Source organism: Lentzea albidocapillata subsp. violacea, assembly GCF_900100275.1.
GTDB classification, from domain to species: domain Bacteria; phylum Actinomycetota; class Actinomycetes; order Mycobacteriales; family Pseudonocardiaceae; genus Lentzea; species Lentzea violacea.
Genome location: NZ_FNET01000004.1, coordinates 285,799 through 302,636 on the forward strand (window position 1 = coordinate 285,799; position 16,838 = coordinate 302,636).

The window sequence follows — 16,838 nt, forward strand, 5'->3', positions numbered from 1 at the left end:
CACCCGGGTCAGCGGTACGGGTCGGTGATCTCGCCGAGCATCTCCAGCGCCTCGCGCAGCTGTGCCATGCGGCGCTTGCCGATGTGCTGTTCCCACTCCGCCTCCATCCTGGCCATCTCCTCGTTCGCGACGGGTACCGCGAACTTCGCCTTCTCCGTCACGCGCACCAGCCGCGCCCTGCCGTCCGTCGGGTCGGGGACCCGTTCCAGGTAGCCGGCCTGCTCCAGCTGGTCCACCAGGAAACCGGCGGTCTGCTTCGTCACCTGGGCCGCCTCCGCGAGCTCCGTGAGCCGCGTTCCCTCCGGGCCGACGCGCATGAGCACCCGTGCCTGCGCCTGCGTCACCTCGAAGCCCGCGTTGACGACGGCGGCCAGCATGCGGTTCTCCACATAGCGGTTCGGAATGAAGAGCAGCAGACCGATGTTCACTCTCGCGCCCCTTGTTTTAGTCAGATTCTCTGATTAAAGTAGTCAGTCACTCGAACTAAAACAAGAGGAGGACGGCCATGGACGACACCCAGATTTGGCAGACGATCGACTCCGAGCGCGCGGCGACGGCGGACCTGCTCGCCGGACTCACCGACGTCGAGTGGACCTACCCGTCGCTCTGTGAGGGCTGGACGGTGCGCGAGGTCGCCGCCCACCTGTCGCTCGCGCACCGGATCAACGTCGGCAAGGCGTTCAAGGCGTTCGTCCGGGCTCGCGGGAGCTTCAACCGCATGATCGACCAGACCGCGCGCGACGAGGCACGCAGACCGGCCGCCGAACTCGTCGCGGAACTGCGCGGCGCAGTCGGGCACCACCGGCTCGCGCCCGGCCAGACCCTCAAGAACGCGCTGATGGACACCATGGTCCACACCCAGGACATGGCGCTGCCGCTCGGCATCGAACGCCACATGCCCCTCGACGCCGCCGTGGTCGCGGCGGACGACGTGTGGCGGATCGGGTTCCCGTTCCACGCGCGCCGCAGGCTGGCCGGGCACCGGCTCGTCGCCACCGACGCCGACTGGGCCGTCGGCGAGGGTGCCGAGATCAGCGGGCCGATCGAGGCACTCCTGATGCTCCTCGCCGGGCGCACCGCGACGATCCCGCGACTGACCGGCATCAAGGCCTGAGTTCGCGCACCATCCTGCGGCACACATGGACGCGCTCGAACCGTTGGCGCATCTCAGCTTCCCGCTCGATCCGGGCGTGCAGCAACGCCCCGGCCGGCACCAGCCCGTGCCTCGCGGTGAGCACCGTGCCGAGCTCGTCGGCGGACGCGTGCACGTGCAGGTAGCGCTCCGACTCCGTGAAACCGTTGCGCGCGAACCAGTCCAGCGCAGGCCCGTCCTCCCGGGTCCAGGCGTCGAGTGTCCGCACCCCGCACCGCTCCAGCCGCGGCACCGCCTCCGCGAGCAGCGCCGTCGCGATCCCCTCGCCCTGGCGGTCGGGATGCACCACCACCGTGTCGATGGTGGCGCCCGCGCCGGGCACCGACACGTCCAGGATTCCAGCGATCACGTCGCCGTCGAGCGCGACGAGCTCCAGGTCCGTCCGGCGCTTGGCCTGCCAGACATCGTCGAAGTGGTTCGTCGCGAGGAATCCGAGCACCCGGCACCTCAGCCAGGACGCCTCGTCGCCCGGTTCGTAGTTCCTGACCTCCACGGGCCGCCCCGGCGTGCCCCTGGACCTGCCCGACGCCCCCAGCAAGCGCACTTCCCCAGGTCGCCCCGGCGCGGCGTCCACCACTAGTCCCCCAGTCCACTACCCGCCGGACGTCTCCGACACAGTCCAGCGTTCCTGATGCCCGACCCGCACGCACGCCTGTTTCCGCGTCACCGTTTGCCAGGTACATACCCAGTATGCATACTCAGTACGCATGTCGGTCAAACACGGTCTGCTAGCGCTCCTGGAGCGCGCCCCCATGTACGGCTACCAGCTGCGGACGGCGTTCGACTCGGCCACCGGCGGCACCTGGCCGTTGAACATCGGGCAGGTCTACACGACGTTGTCCCGCCTGGAACGCGACGATCTGGTGGCCGCCCTCCCCGAGAACGAGGGCCAGCGGCCCTACAAGATCACCCCGCACGGCCGGAACGAGCTAAAAAAGTGGTTCGCCACACCCGTCCAACGCAGCGACCGCCCCCGTGACGAGGTGGCGATCAAACTCGCCCTAGCCATCACCACACCGGGCGTAGACGTCGCCAAGGTAGTGATGACCCAGCGCACAGCCACCATGCGCACACTGCAGGAGTACACGAGACTCAAGACCCAGCCGGGCGACCTGCCGTGGCTGCTAGTACTAGACGCGATGATCTTCCAGGGCGAGGCCGAACTGCGCTGGCTAGACCACTGCGAGGCAAGCCTGCTGCGCTACGTCCCCGGTACCAGCTAGACAGCGGTCAACACCCACGACGGCCACGCCGACAGATTCCCCAGGGGAAACGTCCGGCGGCCAGCAGCAACGGGCGGGCATCGCCCGCGCCCTGACCGGCGAACACCACCTCGTCCTCGCCGACGAACCGACCTCAACTCCCGCACCGGCGAGACGACGGTGCTCCGCCCGCTCCGCTCCAAGGCGGACGCACCACCGTCCCGTTCACGCACGACGCCCGCCACGCCGCACCTTCTTCCCCGTTCCCGCCTGCAGATCGAGCGCCGCGCCTAGGCTCGACCCATGACCACCTTCGCCATAGCGCACGGAGGGGGCGACGTCGGCTGGTCGTGGCACCTGGTAGCAGAAGCCTTGCAGGCCAAGGGCCACACAGTCGTCGCCCCCGACCTCCCCATCGAAGACGAGTCGAAAGACCTCACAGACTGGGCACGAACGCTGACCGACGCCCTACCGTCCACAGAGGACGTAATAGTGGTGGGCCACTCTTTCGGCGGCTTCGTGGCCCCGCTGGCCGCGGCCACCATCAACGCCAAGGCCCTGATCTACGTAACGGCAATGCTTCCCACCCCAGGCGAAGCGCCAGGCGACTGGTGGGACAACACCGGCCACACCGACTCGGGCCTGGAGGACAAGTTCTTCCACGACGTCCCCGCTGACCTGGCCGCGGAGGCGCAGAAGCGGGAACGCGGCATGTCCGAGAACTCGATGGCCAAGCCCTGGCCGTTGGACAAGATGCCGGACGTACCCACGCACTTCATCCTGTGCACGGAAGACCGGTTCTTCACCCCGGACTTCATGCGCAAGGTGGTGGCCGACCGGCTGGGCATCGAGCCGGTGGAACTGGCCGCAGGCCACTGCGCGTCACTGAGCAAGCCACAAGAACTAGCAGACCTACTAACAACCTACGCGAGATAACAACACAGCAGCCCACAAACCCGCGACGCCGCAGGCGAGCCGTCCTCCCCACGCGAGGCCGCAGGCGAGCCGTCCTCCCCCGCGAGGCCGAAGGCGAGCCGTCCTTACCAAACGGGCCAGGCGGTGGGGTCCCATCACGAGTCGCGCCATAGCTCTTGCTGCATGTGAGAAGGGGTGTCAACTCGACACGCTTTTCGTCGAGTTGACACCCCTTCTCACATGTGGCCCGCTCTTGGCTCGGCTCGTGATGGGACCCCACCGCCAACGCAACTCTCTAAGCACCAGGCAGCCGCCCAAACCAACCGGCGTGCCATCAACCCGCAGGCGGCGCTACCCCCTGATCAGATTGCCGGGGTCTGGGGCAGAGCCCCAGAAAACGCACGCAACCGCAACCCACCAAAGCAACAGGCCCCCAGCACCAGCCAGGGGCCAATCGCGGCAAAAACCTACTTGGACTCGTCGTCCGACCTACTTGGACTCGTCGTCCGACGGCAGCTCAACATCCTCAACAGCCTTGCCACCCTTGGTAGGCGCAGGCATCAACCCATCCAAAGCAGCCCCAGCGATCCGCCGGAACGCCCGCCGAGGCCGAGCCCTCTCCAGCACCGCGACCTCGAGCTTAGCGGCGGGAAGGATCTCAGCGGCCCCGTTCTGAGTGGACGGAGACCCGGCAGACAAGGCCCGAACAGCAACCGGAACGGCCTCAGCCAGCGAAAGCCCGTCGGCGAAGGCTTCCTTCAACGCCGTGTTGGCGGCGTCGACGGTGCCACCCATCACGATGTACTGCGGCTCGTCCACGATGGACCCGTCGTACGTCAGCCGGTACAACGTGTCCGTGGCGGAGGTGTCGCCCACCTCGGCGACGGCGATCTCCACCTCGAAGGGCTTGATCTGCTCGGTGAAGTAGGTGCCGAGCGTGGTGGCGTAGACGTTCGCCAGCGAACGGGAAGTGACGTCGCGCGGGTCGTTCTGGTACCCGCGGACGTCGGCGAACCGGATTCCGGCCTGGCGGAGGTTCTCGAACTCGCTGTAGCGGCCCACCGCGGCGAAGCCGATGCGGTCGTAGATCTCCGAGACCTTGTGCAGCGTGCTGGAGGGATTTTCCGCGACGAAGAGAATGCCGTCGGCGTACTTGAGCACGATGACGCTGCGACCCCTGGCGATGCCCTTGCGGGCGTACTCCGAGCGGTCGCGCATCACCTGCTCCGCCGATGCGTACAGCGGCATCGTCATGGGTGGTGCTCCTGACGTCGAACCTGTGGGGGACTCAGCCTGCGGGGCGGGACCGGCGGCCTTCGACGACCGTGTTGGCGATCGTGGCGACCTGGGGTTCCGGCACCTCGACGGCACCGTCGGCGCCGTTGATGGTGACCACGATCGGGTAGAGACGGCGGACCGGGTCCGGGCCACCTGTCGCCGAGTCGTCGTCCGCCGCGTCGTAGAGGGCTTCGACGACGGAACGGATCGCGGCTTCGACGTCCGCGTCCGGATCGTAGAGCTTCTTGAGCGCCGACTTCGCGAACAGCGAGCCCGAGCCGACGGCCTGGTAGCCCTGCGACTCCTCGTAGCGGCCGCCGGTGACGTCGTAGGACACGATGCGGCCGGCGCGGTCCGAGTCGGTGGCCGAGGTGTCGTACCCGGCGAAGAGGGGCACCACGGCGAGGCCGGCCATGGCCGCGTCGAGGTTGCCCCTGATCATCGCCGAGAGGCGGTTCGCCTTGCCGTCCAGCGACAGCGGCACGCCCTCGATCTTCTCGTAGTGGCGCAGCTCCACCGTGTACAGGCGCACGATCTCGATCGCGATGCCGGCCGTGCCCGCGATGCCGACGGCCGAGTGGTCGTCGGTCACGAAGACCTTCTTCATGTCGCGCTGGGCGATCACGTTGCCCATCGTCGCGCGCCGGTCGCCGGCGATCACGACACCACCCTTGTAGGTGGCCGCGACGATCGTCGTCCCGTGCGGGGCCTGGACGGTCCCCTCCGGGAGCTTCCGGCCACTAGGCAGCATGTCGGGTGCCTGTGCCCGCAGGAAGTCCGTGAACGACGACGAGCCCGGCGTGAGGTACGCCGAGGGCAGCGCCGCGGCCGGGTAACGCCCGGTCGAGCTGTTGTCCATGTGTTGGTTGTTCTCCCGTCCCGAGTTGGTCAACAGGCCCCCGAAGGCCTACTGACCACCCTTTTGCACGTATGCGCGGACGAAGTCCTCCGCGTTCTCCTCGAGCACGTCGTCGATCTCGTCGAGGATCGCGTCCACGTCCTCGCCGAGCTTCTCGCGGCGTTCCTGACCTGCGCCGGCGGCGTCATCCGCGCCGTCGTCGCCGTCGCCACCACCCTGGTGCTGCTTCTGTTCCTGGGACATCTCGGCCTCCCACTGACTCGCCTGACAAGAACACTACCCAGCGGCACCGACAAAAATCCTGAGCCACTCGGGTAGACGATCACCCGCGAGTCAGCGCGTCCACCAGTTGCTCGGCGGTGTCAGAGGCCTCCAGAAGGGCTCCGACGTGCGCTTTCGTCCCGCGCAGCGGTTCCAGCGTCGGAATTCGCACGAGGGATTCTCGACCGAGATCAAAGATCACCGAGTCCCACGACGCGGCCGCGACCGAGGTCGGGTAGCGCTCCAGGCACCGGCCGCGGAAGTACGCACGCGTGTCCTCGGGCGGCGCGGTGATGGCCGCGCGGACCTCTTCCTCGCTCACGAGCCGCTTCATCGAGCCGCGCGCGACCAGGCGGTTGTAGAGGCCCTTGTCGAGGCGGACGTCGGAGTACTGCAGGTCGACCAGGTTGAGCCGGGCCGCGCCCCACTCCAGGCCGTCACGCTGCCGGTAGCCCTCGAGCAACCGCAGCTTCGCGACCCAGTCGAGCCGGTCGGCGCACTCCGCCGGGTCGCGGGCCAGCGCGTCGAGCACCTCGCCCCAGATCCGCAGGACCTCGCGGTCGCCGACGCCCTCCTTGTCGACGAACGCCAGCGCCCGCTCGTGGTAGGCGAACTGCACGTCGAGGCCGGTGAACTTGCGCCCGCCGGTCATCTCGACCTTGGTCTTCAGGGTCGGGTCGTGGCTGATCTGGTGCACCGCGCGCACCGGGTCGACCATGCGCAGGTCGTCGAACCGCTGCCCGGCCTCGATCATGTCGAGCACCAGGGACGCGGTGCCGACCTTGAGGAACGTGGAGTACTCGGCCAGGTTCGCGTCGCCGATGATGACGTGCAGGCGGCGGTACTTGTCCGCGTCCGCGTGCGGCTCGTCGCGGGTGTTGATGATGCCGCGCTTGAGCGTCGTCTCCAGGCCGACCTCGACCTCGATGTAGTCGGAGCGCTGCGAGAGCTGGAAGCCGGGCTCCTCACCGGACTGCCCGATGCCCACGCGGCCGGACCCCGTGATGACCTGGCGTGACACGAAGAACGGCGTGAGGCCCGCGATGACGGCCGTGAACGGCGTCGAGCGCTGCATCAGGTAGTTCTCGTGCGTGCCGTACGACGCGCCCTTGCCGTCGACGTTGTTCTTGTACAGCTGCAGGCGGGGCTGGCCGGGCACGGACGCGGCCTTGATCGCGGCCTCCTCCATGATCCGCTCCCCCGCTTTGTCCCAGATCACCGCGTCACGCGCGTTGGTGACCTCGGGTGCGGAGTACTCGGGGTGCGCGTGGTCGACGTAGAGCCGCGCGCCGTTGGTGAGGATGACGTTCGCCGCGCCCAGGTCCTCGACGTCGGAGTCGGCAGGGTGCCCGCCGGGCGATCCCAGGTCGAACCCGCGCGCGTCGCGCAACGGTGACTCCACCTCGTAGTCCCAGCGCGCCCGCCTGGCGCGCGGTATGTCCGCCGCCGCCGCGTACGCGAGCACCACCTGTGTCGAAGTGAGCACCGGGTTCGCGGTCGCGTCACCCGGCACTGAGATGCCGTACTCGACCTCGGTTCCCATGATCCGCCGCATGCGCAACACCTTATGACCTGACCCCGGCACCAGCGTGGGGGGAGCCTCGCGTTGAAGCTCCCCCCACCCTATTCACCCGGATGCCCGATCCGGGGGTCAGCCGGAGGCGAGTCCGGCGGCCGGACGGATCCGGGACGCGCCGCGGGACGGCCCGAACGCCGCCAGCACCGCGAGCACCACGACCGCCGCCGCACCGATGACCAGCGGCAACACGACCTTCAGGCCGGGCAGCGACATGTCGATGCCGGTCGAGAGGATCGCGATCTCCGCGTAGCCGAACCCGAGCACGCCGCCACCGATCACGCCGACCAGGGCCAGCATGATCGCTTCGGCGATGACTCCGCCCTGCAGTCCGCCCCTAGTGACACCCAGGGCGCGCCTTAGTGCGAGCTCCTTGCGGCGTTCCTGCACGGAGATGGTCAGCGCGGTGCCGATGCCGGTCACCGCGACCGCCACGGACAGTCCGAGCAGGACCATCATCAGCACGGTGCCGAGGTGCATGTACCGGTCCGCCTCGGCGCGTTCGTCCGCGTCGGTCTGCACGATCACGGTCGGGTTGTTCGGCAGCGCGGCCTGCAGTCCCGCCCGGAACCGGGCCGGGTCGACGCCGGGCTTCAACGCGACGAGCACCTTCTCGGCGGGTCCCGAGGTAGGGCCGGCGATGATCGGCGTGTAGCCGGTGATGCTGCCGGGGATCGTGCCCACGACCTGGTACTGCTTGCCGCCCGCCTCGACGAACGGCCGGTCCTCCCAGTGCGGCGGCACGATCGCGGTCCCGGCGGTGAGCTGCTCGGCACCGGACACGTTCTGCGCCTTCAGCCAGGCCTTGAACTCCTCGGGGTCGACGCTCGCGGCGCCGTCCGGGGTCTTGTGCAGCACGACGCTCGCGGCCACGTCCGGCTGCGCGGGGATCGCCGGCAACGGCCGGTCGCCCGCGTCCACGACGGTCGCGTCCGGGCGTTCCTCGTTGGCGTACTGGTACGTCATCTCCTGCGCTCCACCCAGCAGGACCAGGAAGAACGTCACCATCGAACTGGCCAGCAGCAACGGCAGCGCCACGGACGCCGACCGCTGCGGCATCCGGCGCACTTCAGCGCCCGCGAGCTTCCATTGCGTGCCACCGATCTTGCCGAACAGCCGGGCGATGAACGGCACCGTGACGGGGCCCAGGATCCAGAACAGCCCGGTCACGGCGGCGATCGCGGAGAACGTCACGGCGAGAGGAGCCGCGACGGTGCCCTTGGCGGCGATGGCCATCATCGCGAGCAGCGCGGCACCACCGGTGAACAGAACACCGAACACGAGCCGAAGGCGGCGAACGGACCGAGGCGGCATCTCGCTGTCCGCGTCACGCAGTGCGGCCAGCGGCGACACACGCGCGGCGTTGATCGCGGGACGAACGGCCGCCATCACGCTCAGCAGAGCGGCGACGACGACTCCGAGGATCACGTAGCCGAGCGACGGCAGCAGCTCAGGACTGAGCTCCACCGCGCCGAACAGCACCGAGATGCCGGTGGCGTCGAACGTCCGCGCCAGCAGCCACGCCATCGGCCCGCCGAGCAACGCGCCACCGACACCCGCCGCCGCACCCGTCACGAACGCCTCGAACAGGCTCCTGCGCACCAACGGCCCGCGCTGGGCACCGATGCACCGCAGCAACGCCGTCTGCCGCTGCCGTTGCGCGTAGACCGCGCGGAACGTGGCCGCCGCGACGAAGACCGCCGTGGCCAGCGCGAGCACGCTGAACGGCAGCAGGATGTACCTCAGGTCGTTGCCGATGCTGCCGGCGTCCGGCGCCGCGTCCCCCACGACGTACGAGGCACCCGCCGCCGCCTTGACGGCGTCCCGCGCACCGCCGAGCACCCAGATCTCCTTGGTGAACGGCTCCGGGTCGAGAGCGCGCGCCAGGTCCGGACCGGCGACCAGGATCGGCCGCGCGTCCATCCCGCCCTTCTTCATGACCCCGCTGACGGTCACCTCGACCGGCTTGCCGTCCGCGGCGGCGAGCTTGATCCTGTCGCCGGGCTTCAGGCCCCGCTCGTAGGCGGTGATCTTGTCGACGGCGACCTCGCCGTTCGCCGCCGGCGCCTTGCCCTGGGCCAGTGGCCAGCGCACCAGGTCCGGCTGCTGGACGTGCACCTCGGCCCGGTGTTGCCCCGCACGGCCGTTCGCGTCGAGCAGGTCGGCCTGCGCCACCTGCACCGGCACCGCCCTGCCGACGGCGGAGAGCCTGGCCAGCACCGCGTCGTCCAGCTTCGGCCGGTTCGCCTCGGCGGTGCCGTACTCGGCGGGTTTGGTGTCCACCACGTGACTCACCGACGATGGTGTGAGGGGCGCGCCCTCGTCGACCGACCGGGTGAGCGCGTCGCTCAGCACCAGGGCGGCCAGCAGGCAGGCCACGCCGACGACGAGCGCGACGCCGGGCAGCAGCGCGCGGCCCGGCCGGGCGCGGAACTCGGCGACGCCGAGCCGCAGGGAAGTGGACACGAATCCTCCTCGGTGACGTCTGACGTTCACGAAGGTAGGAAGGAAGGCGATCAGCGGGCGTCGGACTGGGGTAGCAAGCTCGCGTACGACCACAGGAGGACACGGGGATGATCAACCTCTACGACGAGGCCGCGAACGTGGTCGGCGAGGTGACCCGCGAGCGGATGCGCGCGGAGAACCTCTGGCACGGCTGCGCCACGATCGTCGTGCTGTCCCTGAACGGCGAGCGCGTCTACGTACACCGCCGCACCGACATCAAGGACATCTTCCCCGGCCTCTACGACTGCACGGCCGGCGGTGTGATCGACGCGGGCGAGACCCCCGGGGAGGCGGCGGTCCGCGAGCTGCGCGAGGAACTGGGCGCCGAGACACCGCTCACGTTCCTCTTCCAGACCACCTACGTCGACGAGCGGACGCGCTACCACGCGTGGATCTACGAGACGCGCTCCGACGGCCCGTTCACCCACCAGCCGGAGGAGGTCGCCTGGGGCGGGTGGATGAGCCTGGACGAGCTACGCGGCAAGATCGAGGATCCTGGCTGGCCGCTCGTCCCGGACGGCCGGGTCGTGGCCCAGGAGTGGTTGCGCCGCACTAGTTCCAGGTAAGTCCGGAACGGATCTTCCAGTACTGCTCGGCGGGCTCGGCCAGGTCCGGCAGGTCCACATCGACGCGCAAAGCATCCACATTGGACCGCAGCTGCTCCGGACTCGCCGCGCCGGACAGCACGACGTCCGCCCACGGCTGCCGCACGATCGCCGCCAGCGCGACCGCGTCCGGTCCGACACCCAGCGCCTTCGCCTGTGCCGCAACCGCTTGCGGCGGCTCCACGACGAGCCGTCCGTTGGCCACGCCCTCCTTGACGATCACCCGCAGCCCGGCGTCGTGCGCCTCCCGCAGCGCCTCCCCGGCCGAGGTCTCCAGCAGGTTCCAGGTGGACTGGACGGAACGGAAGATGCCGAGGTCCACGGCTTTGCGGATGGCGTCGGCCTGCCGCGGCCCGGACGTCGAGAACCCCAGCGGCACACCGATCCCGGCCATCGCCTCCTGCAGCGCGCGGTCGGCGAACAACGGGCTGTCGACCGTCAGCGAGTGCACCTGGTAGAGATCGACTCGGGGCAGCAGGGCCGAGGTCTCCTGCCACTGCCGGGCGAACCGGGCGAGCGAGTGCTCCTTGACCTCGTGCACCTCGGCGTCGGGCCGCCAGTCCGCGGTGTAGGCGTAACCCCACTTGCTGGAGACCGTCACGTCGTCGTGGCCGGGCAGCCACGACGACAGGAAGGCCTCCGACAGTCCGTACGAACGGGCCGCGTCGACCCAGCGGATGCCCAGTTCGTAGGCCGCGTCGAGCACGAGGTGGCACTGCGCGCGCATGGACTCGACATCGCGCACGACCGGCAACGCGCCCTCTCGGCCGAGGTTGATGTACGCGGGACGACCGAGGGACGCGAGACCGAGCGCTAGTTGAGCCATGCCGTCAAAGGTAGGTCACCACTGGTCGGGCGACCGCACGACGTTCCGCATCCAGACGCCGGCCGGCTTGAGCCTGCTCGTGCCGCTGAACGACGTGCCCGAGCAGGTGCCGGCCTTGAACACCGCACCCGAACGCTTGTCGTCCGAGAAGTTCCAGTTCGCCCACGAGATCTTCTTGCGGGCCATCAGGTCGACGTACTTCTTCGACATGGTGAAGTCGTTCGGGCCGTCACCGCTGGCGTCCTGCGTGCCGAACTCCGTCACGAAGACCGGGACCTGGCTGGACACGCGGTCCAGGACCGCGAGGTGCGAGTCCCTGTGCTCGTTCGCGTAGAAGTGGAACGAGTACATGAAGTTCGTCGCCTTGACCCTGTTGTTCAGCACCACGGCCGGATCCTGCTGTTCGGAATGCCCGAACGTCGACCAGCTGTTCGTGCCGGAGATGATCAGGCTGTCCGGGTCCTCCGCGCGGATGACCGGGATCATCTGCTCGGCGTAGGACTTGATCCTCGCCCACGACACGTGGTTCGGTTCGTTCGCGATGTCGTAGATGATGTTCGTCTTGTTCTTGTGCCGCTGCGCGATCTCCTTGAAGAACGTCTTCGCCTTGGCCGTGTAGACGTTCGGGTCGCCGGGGTTGAGCTGGTGCCAGTCGACCAGGACGTAGAGACCGCGCCTGGTCGCTTCCTCGATGTAGCTGTGCATCAGGTCCGTGAACTTGCGCGGGTTGGTCTCGTAGCCGCCCTCGCCTTTCGCGACGTACATCGCGACGCGGACGAAGTCGGCCTTCCAGTCGTTCTGCAGCGCGTCCCACCACTGGGACTTGTTGCAGCCGTTGAACCACTGGATGCCGTGCGTGCTCATGCCGCGCAGCTGGATCTGGTTGCCGTTCTTGTTGCACAGCTTGACGCCACAGACCTTCAGCTGACCGTTGACCGCCGCGGGCGAACCCGGCGGCAGCGCGGCCGCGGCGGTGGTGGCACCCACCGCGAGACCGCTCAACGGGAGCGCGACCGCCGCTGCGAGCGCCAGGACAGACTTCTGCCAAGCCATTCGTGCATCCCCTCTAGACCACTTCGGCGGCGATGCACGAAAACTCCCCCACCCGAGCGTGGATGGTCAACATACGGCGCTTGAAATGCCCCAAAGGGCAAGCGGTACAACGAAGAACGGCGGCCCCGGAGGACCGCCGTCCCACTGGCCCGCCGGGGCCGGTCGATCAGGCAGATCAGAAGTCGTCCGCCGTGCGGATGTGGTTGCGCACCCACTTGCCGGAGTCCTTCAGGCGACCCTCACCGGAGAAGCTGCTCCCGGAGCACGTGCCGCTCTTGAACACCGCGCCCGTGCGGTGGTCGTCGGAGAAGTTCCAGTTGGTCCAGGAGATCTTCGCCTCCTTCATGAACGAGATGAACTTGTTCGCCATGGTGAAGTCGTTGGGACCGTCACCGGAGGCCTCCTGCGAACCGAACTCGGTGACGAAGACCGGCACCTGGCGCGAGACCGTGCGCAACGCGTTGAGGTACGAGTCGCGGTGGTCCTTCGCGTAGAAGTGGAACGTGTACATCAGGTTCGAGGCGTTGACCCTGTTCTGGCTGACCTCGTTGATGTTCCTGCCGTCGGACAGGCCGAACGTCGACCAGCCGTGCGTGCCGACGAGCACGAGGCTGTCCGGGTCCTCCGCGCGGATCGTCGGGATGACGGCCTCCGCGTAGCTCTTGACCCGCGACCACGTCACGCCGTTCGGCTCGTTGGCGATGTCGTAGATGATGTTCGTCTTGTTCTTGTGCCGCTGCGCGATCTCCTTGAAGAAGGTCTTGGCGCGCGCGGTGTTGTGGTTCGGGTCGCCCGGCGAGAGCTGGTGCCAGTCGACGAGCGCGTACAGGCCGCGCTTCGTGGCCTCCTCGATGTAGCCGTGCACCATGTCGGTGAACTTGCGAGGGTTGCTCTCGTAGCCACCTTCCTGGATGTACATCGAGATGCGGAGGACGTCCGCCTTCCAGTCGCCTGCAAGCGCGTCCAGGGACGCGGTCTTCACGCACTGGGAGTACCACTGGATGCCGTGCGTGCTCATGCCGCGCAACTGGATCTGCTTGCCGTTCTTGTTGCACAGCTTGACGCCACAGACCTTGAGCTGACCGTTGACCGCCGCGGGCGAACCCGGCGGCAGCGCGGCAGCGGCGAAGTCGCCCTCGGGAGCGGCGGCGACCGAACTACCCGCCATCACACCGGTCAGCGGGAGCACGACTGCCGCGGCGAGCGCCACCACAGACTTCTGCCAAGACATACAGCGTCTCCTCTCGGACTGCTGGCGGCGGATTAGTTAGGTAAGTTTCCTTACCGTTAAAGGTATAGATGACCATAGGGCCGCCCCCAGAGCGAGTCAAGCGTCTTGTCGCAGAAGAGTCACTGTTCCGGTACCCAGAGTCACCAGTGCGTAAAGTGCCAAAACTGCAACGGCGGCCGATGGACCCAGCGGCGCGTCGTCGATGACGCCCGCGACCTCCCACACCAGGTACGGGACCATCACCGCGGACGCGTCCATGTTCCACGGCTCCGGCAGCATCGGCGTGATCGCGGGCAGACCCCACAGCAGCACGCCCACCACGACGATCGTGACGGCCGTCGACCTCACCGCGAGACCGATCCCGAGGCCGGCCAGACCCGTCACCAGGATCGACAGCACGGCGGCACCGGCCCACGGCAGCACGTCACCCAGGGCGTCCCAGGGCGCGATCGGTGGCGGCCGGTCCCCCATGATCAGCCGGCTGCCGCCCAGGCTGAGGGCGAGCGTGACGACGCCGATCACCACGGACACGGCGGCGACGAGCGCGGTCTTGGCGGTCAGCAGGCGTTTGCGGTCCGGCACCGCGGTCAGCGCGGTCAGCCTCGGATCGGAGGTGGCGACCAGGGCACCGAGCGCGGCGACGAGGAACTGGACGACCGGCGTGATCACCACGCTGTTGTCGGCGGACGCGAACCGCACCTGCTCAGCGGCCGGGGACGTGTCGTAGTCCTGGACGATCAGCCACGACAGCAGCGCGCCGGCGACCACCATCAGGCCGACGGAACCGGCCAGCCCGTACGACGCGCGGACGGTCCGGAGTTTCAGCCACTCCGCGGCGAGCGCGTTCTTCACAGTCCCCTCCCGGAGGTGAGTTCGAGGTAGGCATCCTCCAGTGAACCGTTGCGGGTCAACGCCTCCATCGGCGTCTCCTTGACCAGCTGTCCTCTCGCGACGATCACGACGTGGTCCGCGGTCAGGGCCATCTCGCTCATCAGGTGGCTGGAGACGAAGACCGTGCGGCCCTCCTTCGCGAGCCCGCGCATCAGGTCGCGGATCCACCGCACGCCCTCGGGGTCGAGGCCGTTCACCGGCTCGTCGAACATCAGCACCGCGGGGTCGCCGAGCAGTGCCGCCGCGACGCCCAGCCGTTGCTTCATGCCGAGCGACAACGCCCTGATCCGCTTGTGCCGCACGCCTCCCAGGCCGACCTGTTCCAGCAGCTCGACCGCGCGCTCGCCGCCGATGCCGTTGCTCGCGGCGAGCCAGCGCAGGTGGTCGAGCGCCTTGCGGCCGTGGTGCACGGCGGCGGGGTCGAGCAACGCGCCGACGTGCCGCAACGGCCGGTCCAGGTCCTGGTAACGCCGGCCGGCGATCAGGGCCTCACCGCCCGTGGGCCGGTCCAGGCCGAGGATCATCCGCATCGTCGTGGACTTGCCGGCGCCGTTCGGGCCGAGGAAGCCCGTCACCAGTCCGGGGTGGACGGTGAACGACAGGTCCTCGACCGCCGTCGTGTCCCCGTATCTCTTCGTCAGGTTCCGTACCTCGATCATGTGGAAGAGAGTCGGCCGAATCCTGCGGGAAGAGATCGGCCCGTGCTCCGATCCCGGCAATCGGACCGTGGTCCGAGGCGGTTCGGACGCACGCTCGTTACCGTCGGCGTCGTGATCGCAAGACTGCACCTCTACCTGGTCGACGTCACCGCGGCGGTGGTGATCGGCGTTCTCGTGGGCTACGCGATGCTGGAGCACCAGGAGCAGCCGTGGTGGCTCGTCGTCCCCGGCGCCCTCCTCGTCGCGCTGCCCGTCGCGGTCCGCCGGATCTGGCCCGTGACCGCCCTGGTGGTCACCACGGTCGCCACGGCGGCGGTGGTGATCGCCCGGGTGCTGCCGGCGGAGGCGCTCGGCGCCCCGGTAGGAGCCGTGTGCTTCGCGCTCTACACCGTGGCCGTCGACCGTTCCCGGACCTGGTCGCTCGCCGGACTCACGGGCGCCGTGGTCGCGATCGCCGGCGTCTCCGGCGGCGAACCGGAGAACGTGCTGGTCGTCCTCGCGGCGATGAGCGCGGTCTGGGTCATCGGCTACACGACCCGGATGCGGCGGTCGTTCCTCGCGCGGGAAACCGCGCAACAGGCCGAACAGGCCCTCTCCGACGAACGCCTGCGCATCGCCCGCGAACTGCACGACGTGGTGGCGCACAACCTGTCCCTGATCACCGTGCAGGCCGCGAACGCCGCACACGTGCGGTCAACCGAGCACGCGTACGAGGCGTTGCAGGTGATCTCGGAGACCAGCCGGGCGGCGCTCACCGAGATGCGCGGCCTGCTGGGCGTGCTGCGCTCCGACGCCGACCTGGCACCCTCCCCCGGCCTCGGCGGGCTCGCCGGCCTGGCCGACCGCGCGTCACTCGCGGGCGTGCGCGTCACGCTGGACGTGCGTGGTGATGCCGCTGTGCCGGAAGGCCTCGGGTTGTCGGCGTACCGGATCGTGCAGGAGGCGCTGACGAACGTCGTGAAGCACGCGGCGCCCGCGTCGTGCACGGTGCTGGTAGACGTGACACCGGAAGCCGTCCGCGTCGAGGTGGCGGACGACGGGCCTGGGGTGAAGGAGCTCGGAGTGGGGCACGGGTTGATCGGCATGCGCGAACGCGTGGCCGTCTACGGCGGCACGTTCAGCGCGGGCCCCGGTCCCGCCGGTGGTTTCCGGGTCGTCGCGGAACTCCCGCGACGATGACCCGCGTGCTGATCGCCGACGACCAGGCGTTGCTGCGCGCCAGCTTCCGGATGCTGGTCGACCACGAACCGGACCTCACCGTGGTGGGCGAGGCCGGCACCGGCGCGGAGGCCGTCGCGCTGGCGTCCGAACTGGAACCGGACGTCGTGCTGATGGACATCCGCATGCCCGAGATGGACGGCATCGAGGCCACCCGGCTGCTCGACGGGCCGCGCGTGCTCGTGTTGACGACGTTCGACCTCGACGAGTACGTCTTCGGGGCGCTGCGGGCCGGCGCCTCGGGCTTCCTGCTCAAGGACACGCCACCGGCCGAGCTGCTCGCCGCGATCCGCGTGGTGGCGTCCGGCGAGTCGCTGCTGTCGCCGACGGTCACACGCCGGCTCATCTCGGAGTTCGTCCGGCGGCCCTCCTCGCCGGTGGTGCGCGGACTGGAGCGCCTGACCGAGCGGGAGAAGGAGGTGCTGCTGCTGATCGCCCGCGGGCGGTCCAACGCGGAGATCATGGCCGAGCTGCACGTCAGCACCGGCACCGTGAAGACGCACATCGGGAACCTGCTGGCGAAGCTGCACGCCCGCGACCGCGCCCAGCTCGTGATCGCGGCCTACGAGTCCGGCCTGGTGTGAACGCGGAACCGCCCCGGCCGTG

General features: G+C 68.9%; 17 protein-coding genes and 2 pseudogenes. 7 read left to right on the forward strand and 12 right to left on the reverse strand.

Features of this window, described 5'->3' with window-relative positions; all coding sequences use genetic code 11:
• Window positions 1-8: 8 nt before the first annotated feature.
• A complete protein-coding gene (locus BLR21_RS11765) occupies window positions 9-428 on the reverse strand; it encodes a MarR family winged helix-turn-helix transcriptional regulator (protein ID WP_090005859.1) in 420 nt (139 codons plus the stop codon).
• 77 nt (window positions 429-505) lie between these two features.
• Between BLR21_RS11765 and BLR21_RS11770 the strand changes: the two genes are divergently transcribed.
• Window positions 506-1,114, forward strand: coding sequence for a maleylpyruvate isomerase family mycothiol-dependent enzyme (locus BLR21_RS11770; RefSeq protein WP_090005860.1), 609 nt, complete (start codon window positions 506-508; stop codon window positions 1,112-1,114).
• Here BLR21_RS11770 and BLR21_RS11775 read toward each other — a convergent pair.
• Window positions 1,104-1,697, reverse strand: a complete 594-nt coding sequence (locus BLR21_RS11775) for a GNAT family N-acetyltransferase (protein ID WP_218130854.1) — start codon at window positions 1,695-1,697, stop codon at window positions 1,104-1,106. The two genes, BLR21_RS11770 and BLR21_RS11775, sit on opposite strands and share 11 nt — an antisense overlap.
• Window positions 1,698-1,860: 163 nt before the next feature.
• On the opposite strand from BLR21_RS11775, the gene BLR21_RS11780 reads away from it, so the two are divergent.
• The 3 genes and pseudogenes from BLR21_RS11780 (at window position 1,861) to BLR21_RS11790 (ending at window position 3,291) form a co-directional block, all read left to right on the forward strand.
• The gene (locus BLR21_RS11780; RefSeq protein ID WP_090005862.1) at window positions 1,861-2,376 is read left to right on the forward strand and encodes a PadR family transcriptional regulator; all 516 of its coding nucleotides are present in this window, start codon (window positions 1,861-1,863) and stop codon (window positions 2,374-2,376) included.
• 40 nt (window positions 2,377-2,416) lie between these two features.
• Window positions 2,417-2,662, forward strand: a pseudogene (locus tag BLR21_RS44400) (ATP-binding cassette domain-containing protein); the annotation flags it as partial.
• A complete protein-coding gene (locus BLR21_RS11790; RefSeq protein ID WP_090005863.1) occupies window positions 2,659-3,291 on the forward strand; it encodes an alpha/beta fold hydrolase in 633 nt (210 codons plus the stop codon). The pseudogene BLR21_RS44400 and the gene BLR21_RS11790, both read left to right, overlap by 4 nt.
• Window positions 3,292-3,759: 468 nt before the next feature.
• On the opposite strand, the gene prcA is transcribed toward BLR21_RS11790, so the two are convergent.
• The 5 genes from prcA to BLR21_RS11815 form a co-directional block, all read right to left on the reverse strand.
• On the reverse strand, window positions 3,760-4,524 hold the full coding sequence (prcA, locus tag BLR21_RS11795) for a proteasome subunit alpha (RefSeq protein WP_090005864.1): 765 nt from the start codon (window positions 4,522-4,524) through the stop codon (window positions 3,760-3,762).
• Between the two features lie 34 nt (window positions 4,525-4,558).
• The gene (gene prcB, locus BLR21_RS11800; RefSeq protein ID WP_090005865.1) at window positions 4,559-5,407 is read right to left on the reverse strand and encodes a proteasome subunit beta; all 849 of its coding nucleotides are present in this window, start codon (window positions 5,405-5,407) and stop codon (window positions 4,559-4,561) included.
• Window positions 5,408-5,455: 48 nt separating this feature from the next.
• Window positions 5,456-5,650: a ubiquitin-like protein Pup gene (locus BLR21_RS11805; RefSeq protein WP_030477124.1), complete on the reverse strand. Its 195-nt coding sequence runs from the start codon at window positions 5,648-5,650 to the stop codon at window positions 5,456-5,458.
• A 79-nt stretch (window positions 5,651-5,729) separates the two neighbouring features.
• Complete coding sequence (gene dop / locus BLR21_RS11810; protein ID WP_090006055.1) at window positions 5,730-7,223, reverse strand: depupylase/deamidase Dop; 1,494 nt, start codon at window positions 7,221-7,223, stop codon at window positions 5,730-5,732.
• Window positions 7,224-7,319: 96 nt separating this feature from the next.
• Window positions 7,320-9,710, reverse strand: a complete 2,391-nt coding sequence (locus BLR21_RS11815; protein WP_090005866.1) for an FtsX-like permease family protein — start codon at window positions 9,708-9,710, stop codon at window positions 7,320-7,322.
• A gap of 107 nt (window positions 9,711-9,817) precedes the next feature.
• Between BLR21_RS11815 and BLR21_RS11820 the strand changes: the two genes are divergently transcribed.
• The gene (locus BLR21_RS11820) at window positions 9,818-10,315 is read left to right on the forward strand and encodes an NUDIX hydrolase (RefSeq protein WP_090005867.1); all 498 of its coding nucleotides are present in this window, start codon (window positions 9,818-9,820) and stop codon (window positions 10,313-10,315) included.
• Here BLR21_RS11820 and BLR21_RS11825 read toward each other — a convergent pair.
• The 5 genes and pseudogenes from BLR21_RS11825 to BLR21_RS11845 form a co-directional block, all read right to left on the reverse strand.
• Complete coding sequence (locus tag BLR21_RS11825) at window positions 10,302-11,180, reverse strand: aldo/keto reductase (protein ID WP_090005868.1); 879 nt, start codon at window positions 11,178-11,180, stop codon at window positions 10,302-10,304. The two genes, BLR21_RS11820 and BLR21_RS11825, sit on opposite strands and share 14 nt — an antisense overlap.
• Before the next feature lie 15 nt (window positions 11,181-11,195).
• Complete coding sequence (locus tag BLR21_RS11830) at window positions 11,196-12,233, reverse strand: glycoside hydrolase family 5 protein (protein WP_090005869.1); 1,038 nt, start codon at window positions 12,231-12,233, stop codon at window positions 11,196-11,198.
• Window positions 12,234-12,408: 175 nt separating this feature from the next.
• The gene (locus tag BLR21_RS11835; protein ID WP_090005870.1) at window positions 12,409-13,464 is read right to left on the reverse strand and encodes a glycoside hydrolase family 5 protein; all 1,056 of its coding nucleotides are present in this window, start codon (window positions 13,462-13,464) and stop codon (window positions 12,409-12,411) included.
• A gap of 96 nt (window positions 13,465-13,560) precedes the next feature.
• Window positions 13,561-14,316 carry a hypothetical protein gene (locus BLR21_RS11840; protein ID WP_090005871.1) on the reverse strand — a complete coding sequence of 252 codons (756 nt, stop codon included), beginning with the start codon at window positions 14,314-14,316 and terminating at the stop codon, window positions 13,561-13,563.
• A 56-nt stretch (window positions 14,317-14,372) separates the two neighbouring features.
• A pseudogene (locus BLR21_RS11845) lies at window positions 14,373-15,014 on the reverse strand (ABC transporter ATP-binding protein); the annotation flags it as partial.
• Between the two features lie 111 nt (window positions 15,015-15,125).
• On the opposite strand from BLR21_RS11845, the gene BLR21_RS11850 reads away from it, so the two are divergent.
• Together BLR21_RS11850 and BLR21_RS11855 are read left to right on the forward strand one after the other, a co-directional pair.
• The gene (locus BLR21_RS11850; protein WP_256334639.1) at window positions 15,126-16,193 is read left to right on the forward strand and encodes a sensor histidine kinase; all 1,068 of its coding nucleotides are present in this window, start codon (window positions 15,126-15,128) and stop codon (window positions 16,191-16,193) included.
• Window positions 16,190-16,816, forward strand: a complete 627-nt coding sequence (locus BLR21_RS11855) for a response regulator (RefSeq protein ID WP_090005873.1) — start codon at window positions 16,190-16,192, stop codon at window positions 16,814-16,816. Before BLR21_RS11850 ends, BLR21_RS11855 begins: the two co-directional genes overlap by 4 nt.
• Window positions 16,817-16,838: the final 22 nt, after the last annotated feature.

What these genes read in the sequence shown, in the direction of transcription:
- BLR21_RS11770 (WP_090005860.1), top strand. Translation starts at nt 506, where the DNA reads ATGGACGACACCCAGATTTGGCAGACGATCGACTCCGAGCGCGCGGCG.
- BLR21_RS11780 (WP_090005862.1), top strand. Translation starts at nt 1,861, where the DNA reads ATGTCGGTCAAACACGGTCTGCTAGCGCTCCTGGAGCGCGCCCCCATG.
- BLR21_RS11790 (WP_090005863.1), top strand. Translation starts at nt 2,659, where the DNA reads ATGACCACCTTCGCCATAGCGCACGGAGGGGGCGACGTCGGCTGGTCG.
- prcA (WP_090005864.1), bottom strand. Translation starts at nt 4,524, where the DNA reads ATGACGATGCCGCTGTACGCATCGGCGGAGCAGGTGATGCGCGACCGC.
- prcB (WP_090005865.1), bottom strand. Translation starts at nt 5,407, where the DNA reads ATGGACAACAGCTCGACCGGGCGTTACCCGGCCGCGGCGCTGCCCTCG.
- BLR21_RS11805 (WP_030477124.1), bottom strand. Translation starts at nt 5,650, where the DNA reads ATGTCCCAGGAACAGAAGCAGCACCAGGGTGGTGGCGACGGCGACGAC.
- dop (WP_090006055.1), bottom strand. Translation starts at nt 7,223, where the DNA reads ATGCGGCGGATCATGGGAACCGAGGTCGAGTACGGCATCTCAGTGCCG.
- BLR21_RS11820 (WP_090005867.1), top strand. Translation starts at nt 9,818, where the DNA reads ATGATCAACCTCTACGACGAGGCCGCGAACGTGGTCGGCGAGGTGACC.
- BLR21_RS11825 (WP_090005868.1), bottom strand. Translation starts at nt 11,180, where the DNA reads ATGGCTCAACTAGCGCTCGGTCTCGCGTCCCTCGGTCGTCCCGCGTAC.
- BLR21_RS11830 (WP_090005869.1), bottom strand. Translation starts at nt 12,233, where the DNA reads ATGGCTTGGCAGAAGTCTGTCCTGGCGCTCGCAGCGGCGGTCGCGCTC.
- BLR21_RS11835 (WP_090005870.1), bottom strand. Translation starts at nt 13,464, where the DNA reads ATGTCTTGGCAGAAGTCTGTGGTGGCGCTCGCCGCGGCAGTCGTGCTC.
- BLR21_RS11855 (WP_090005873.1), top strand. Translation starts at nt 16,190, where the DNA reads ATGACCCGCGTGCTGATCGCCGACGACCAGGCGTTGCTGCGCGCCAGC.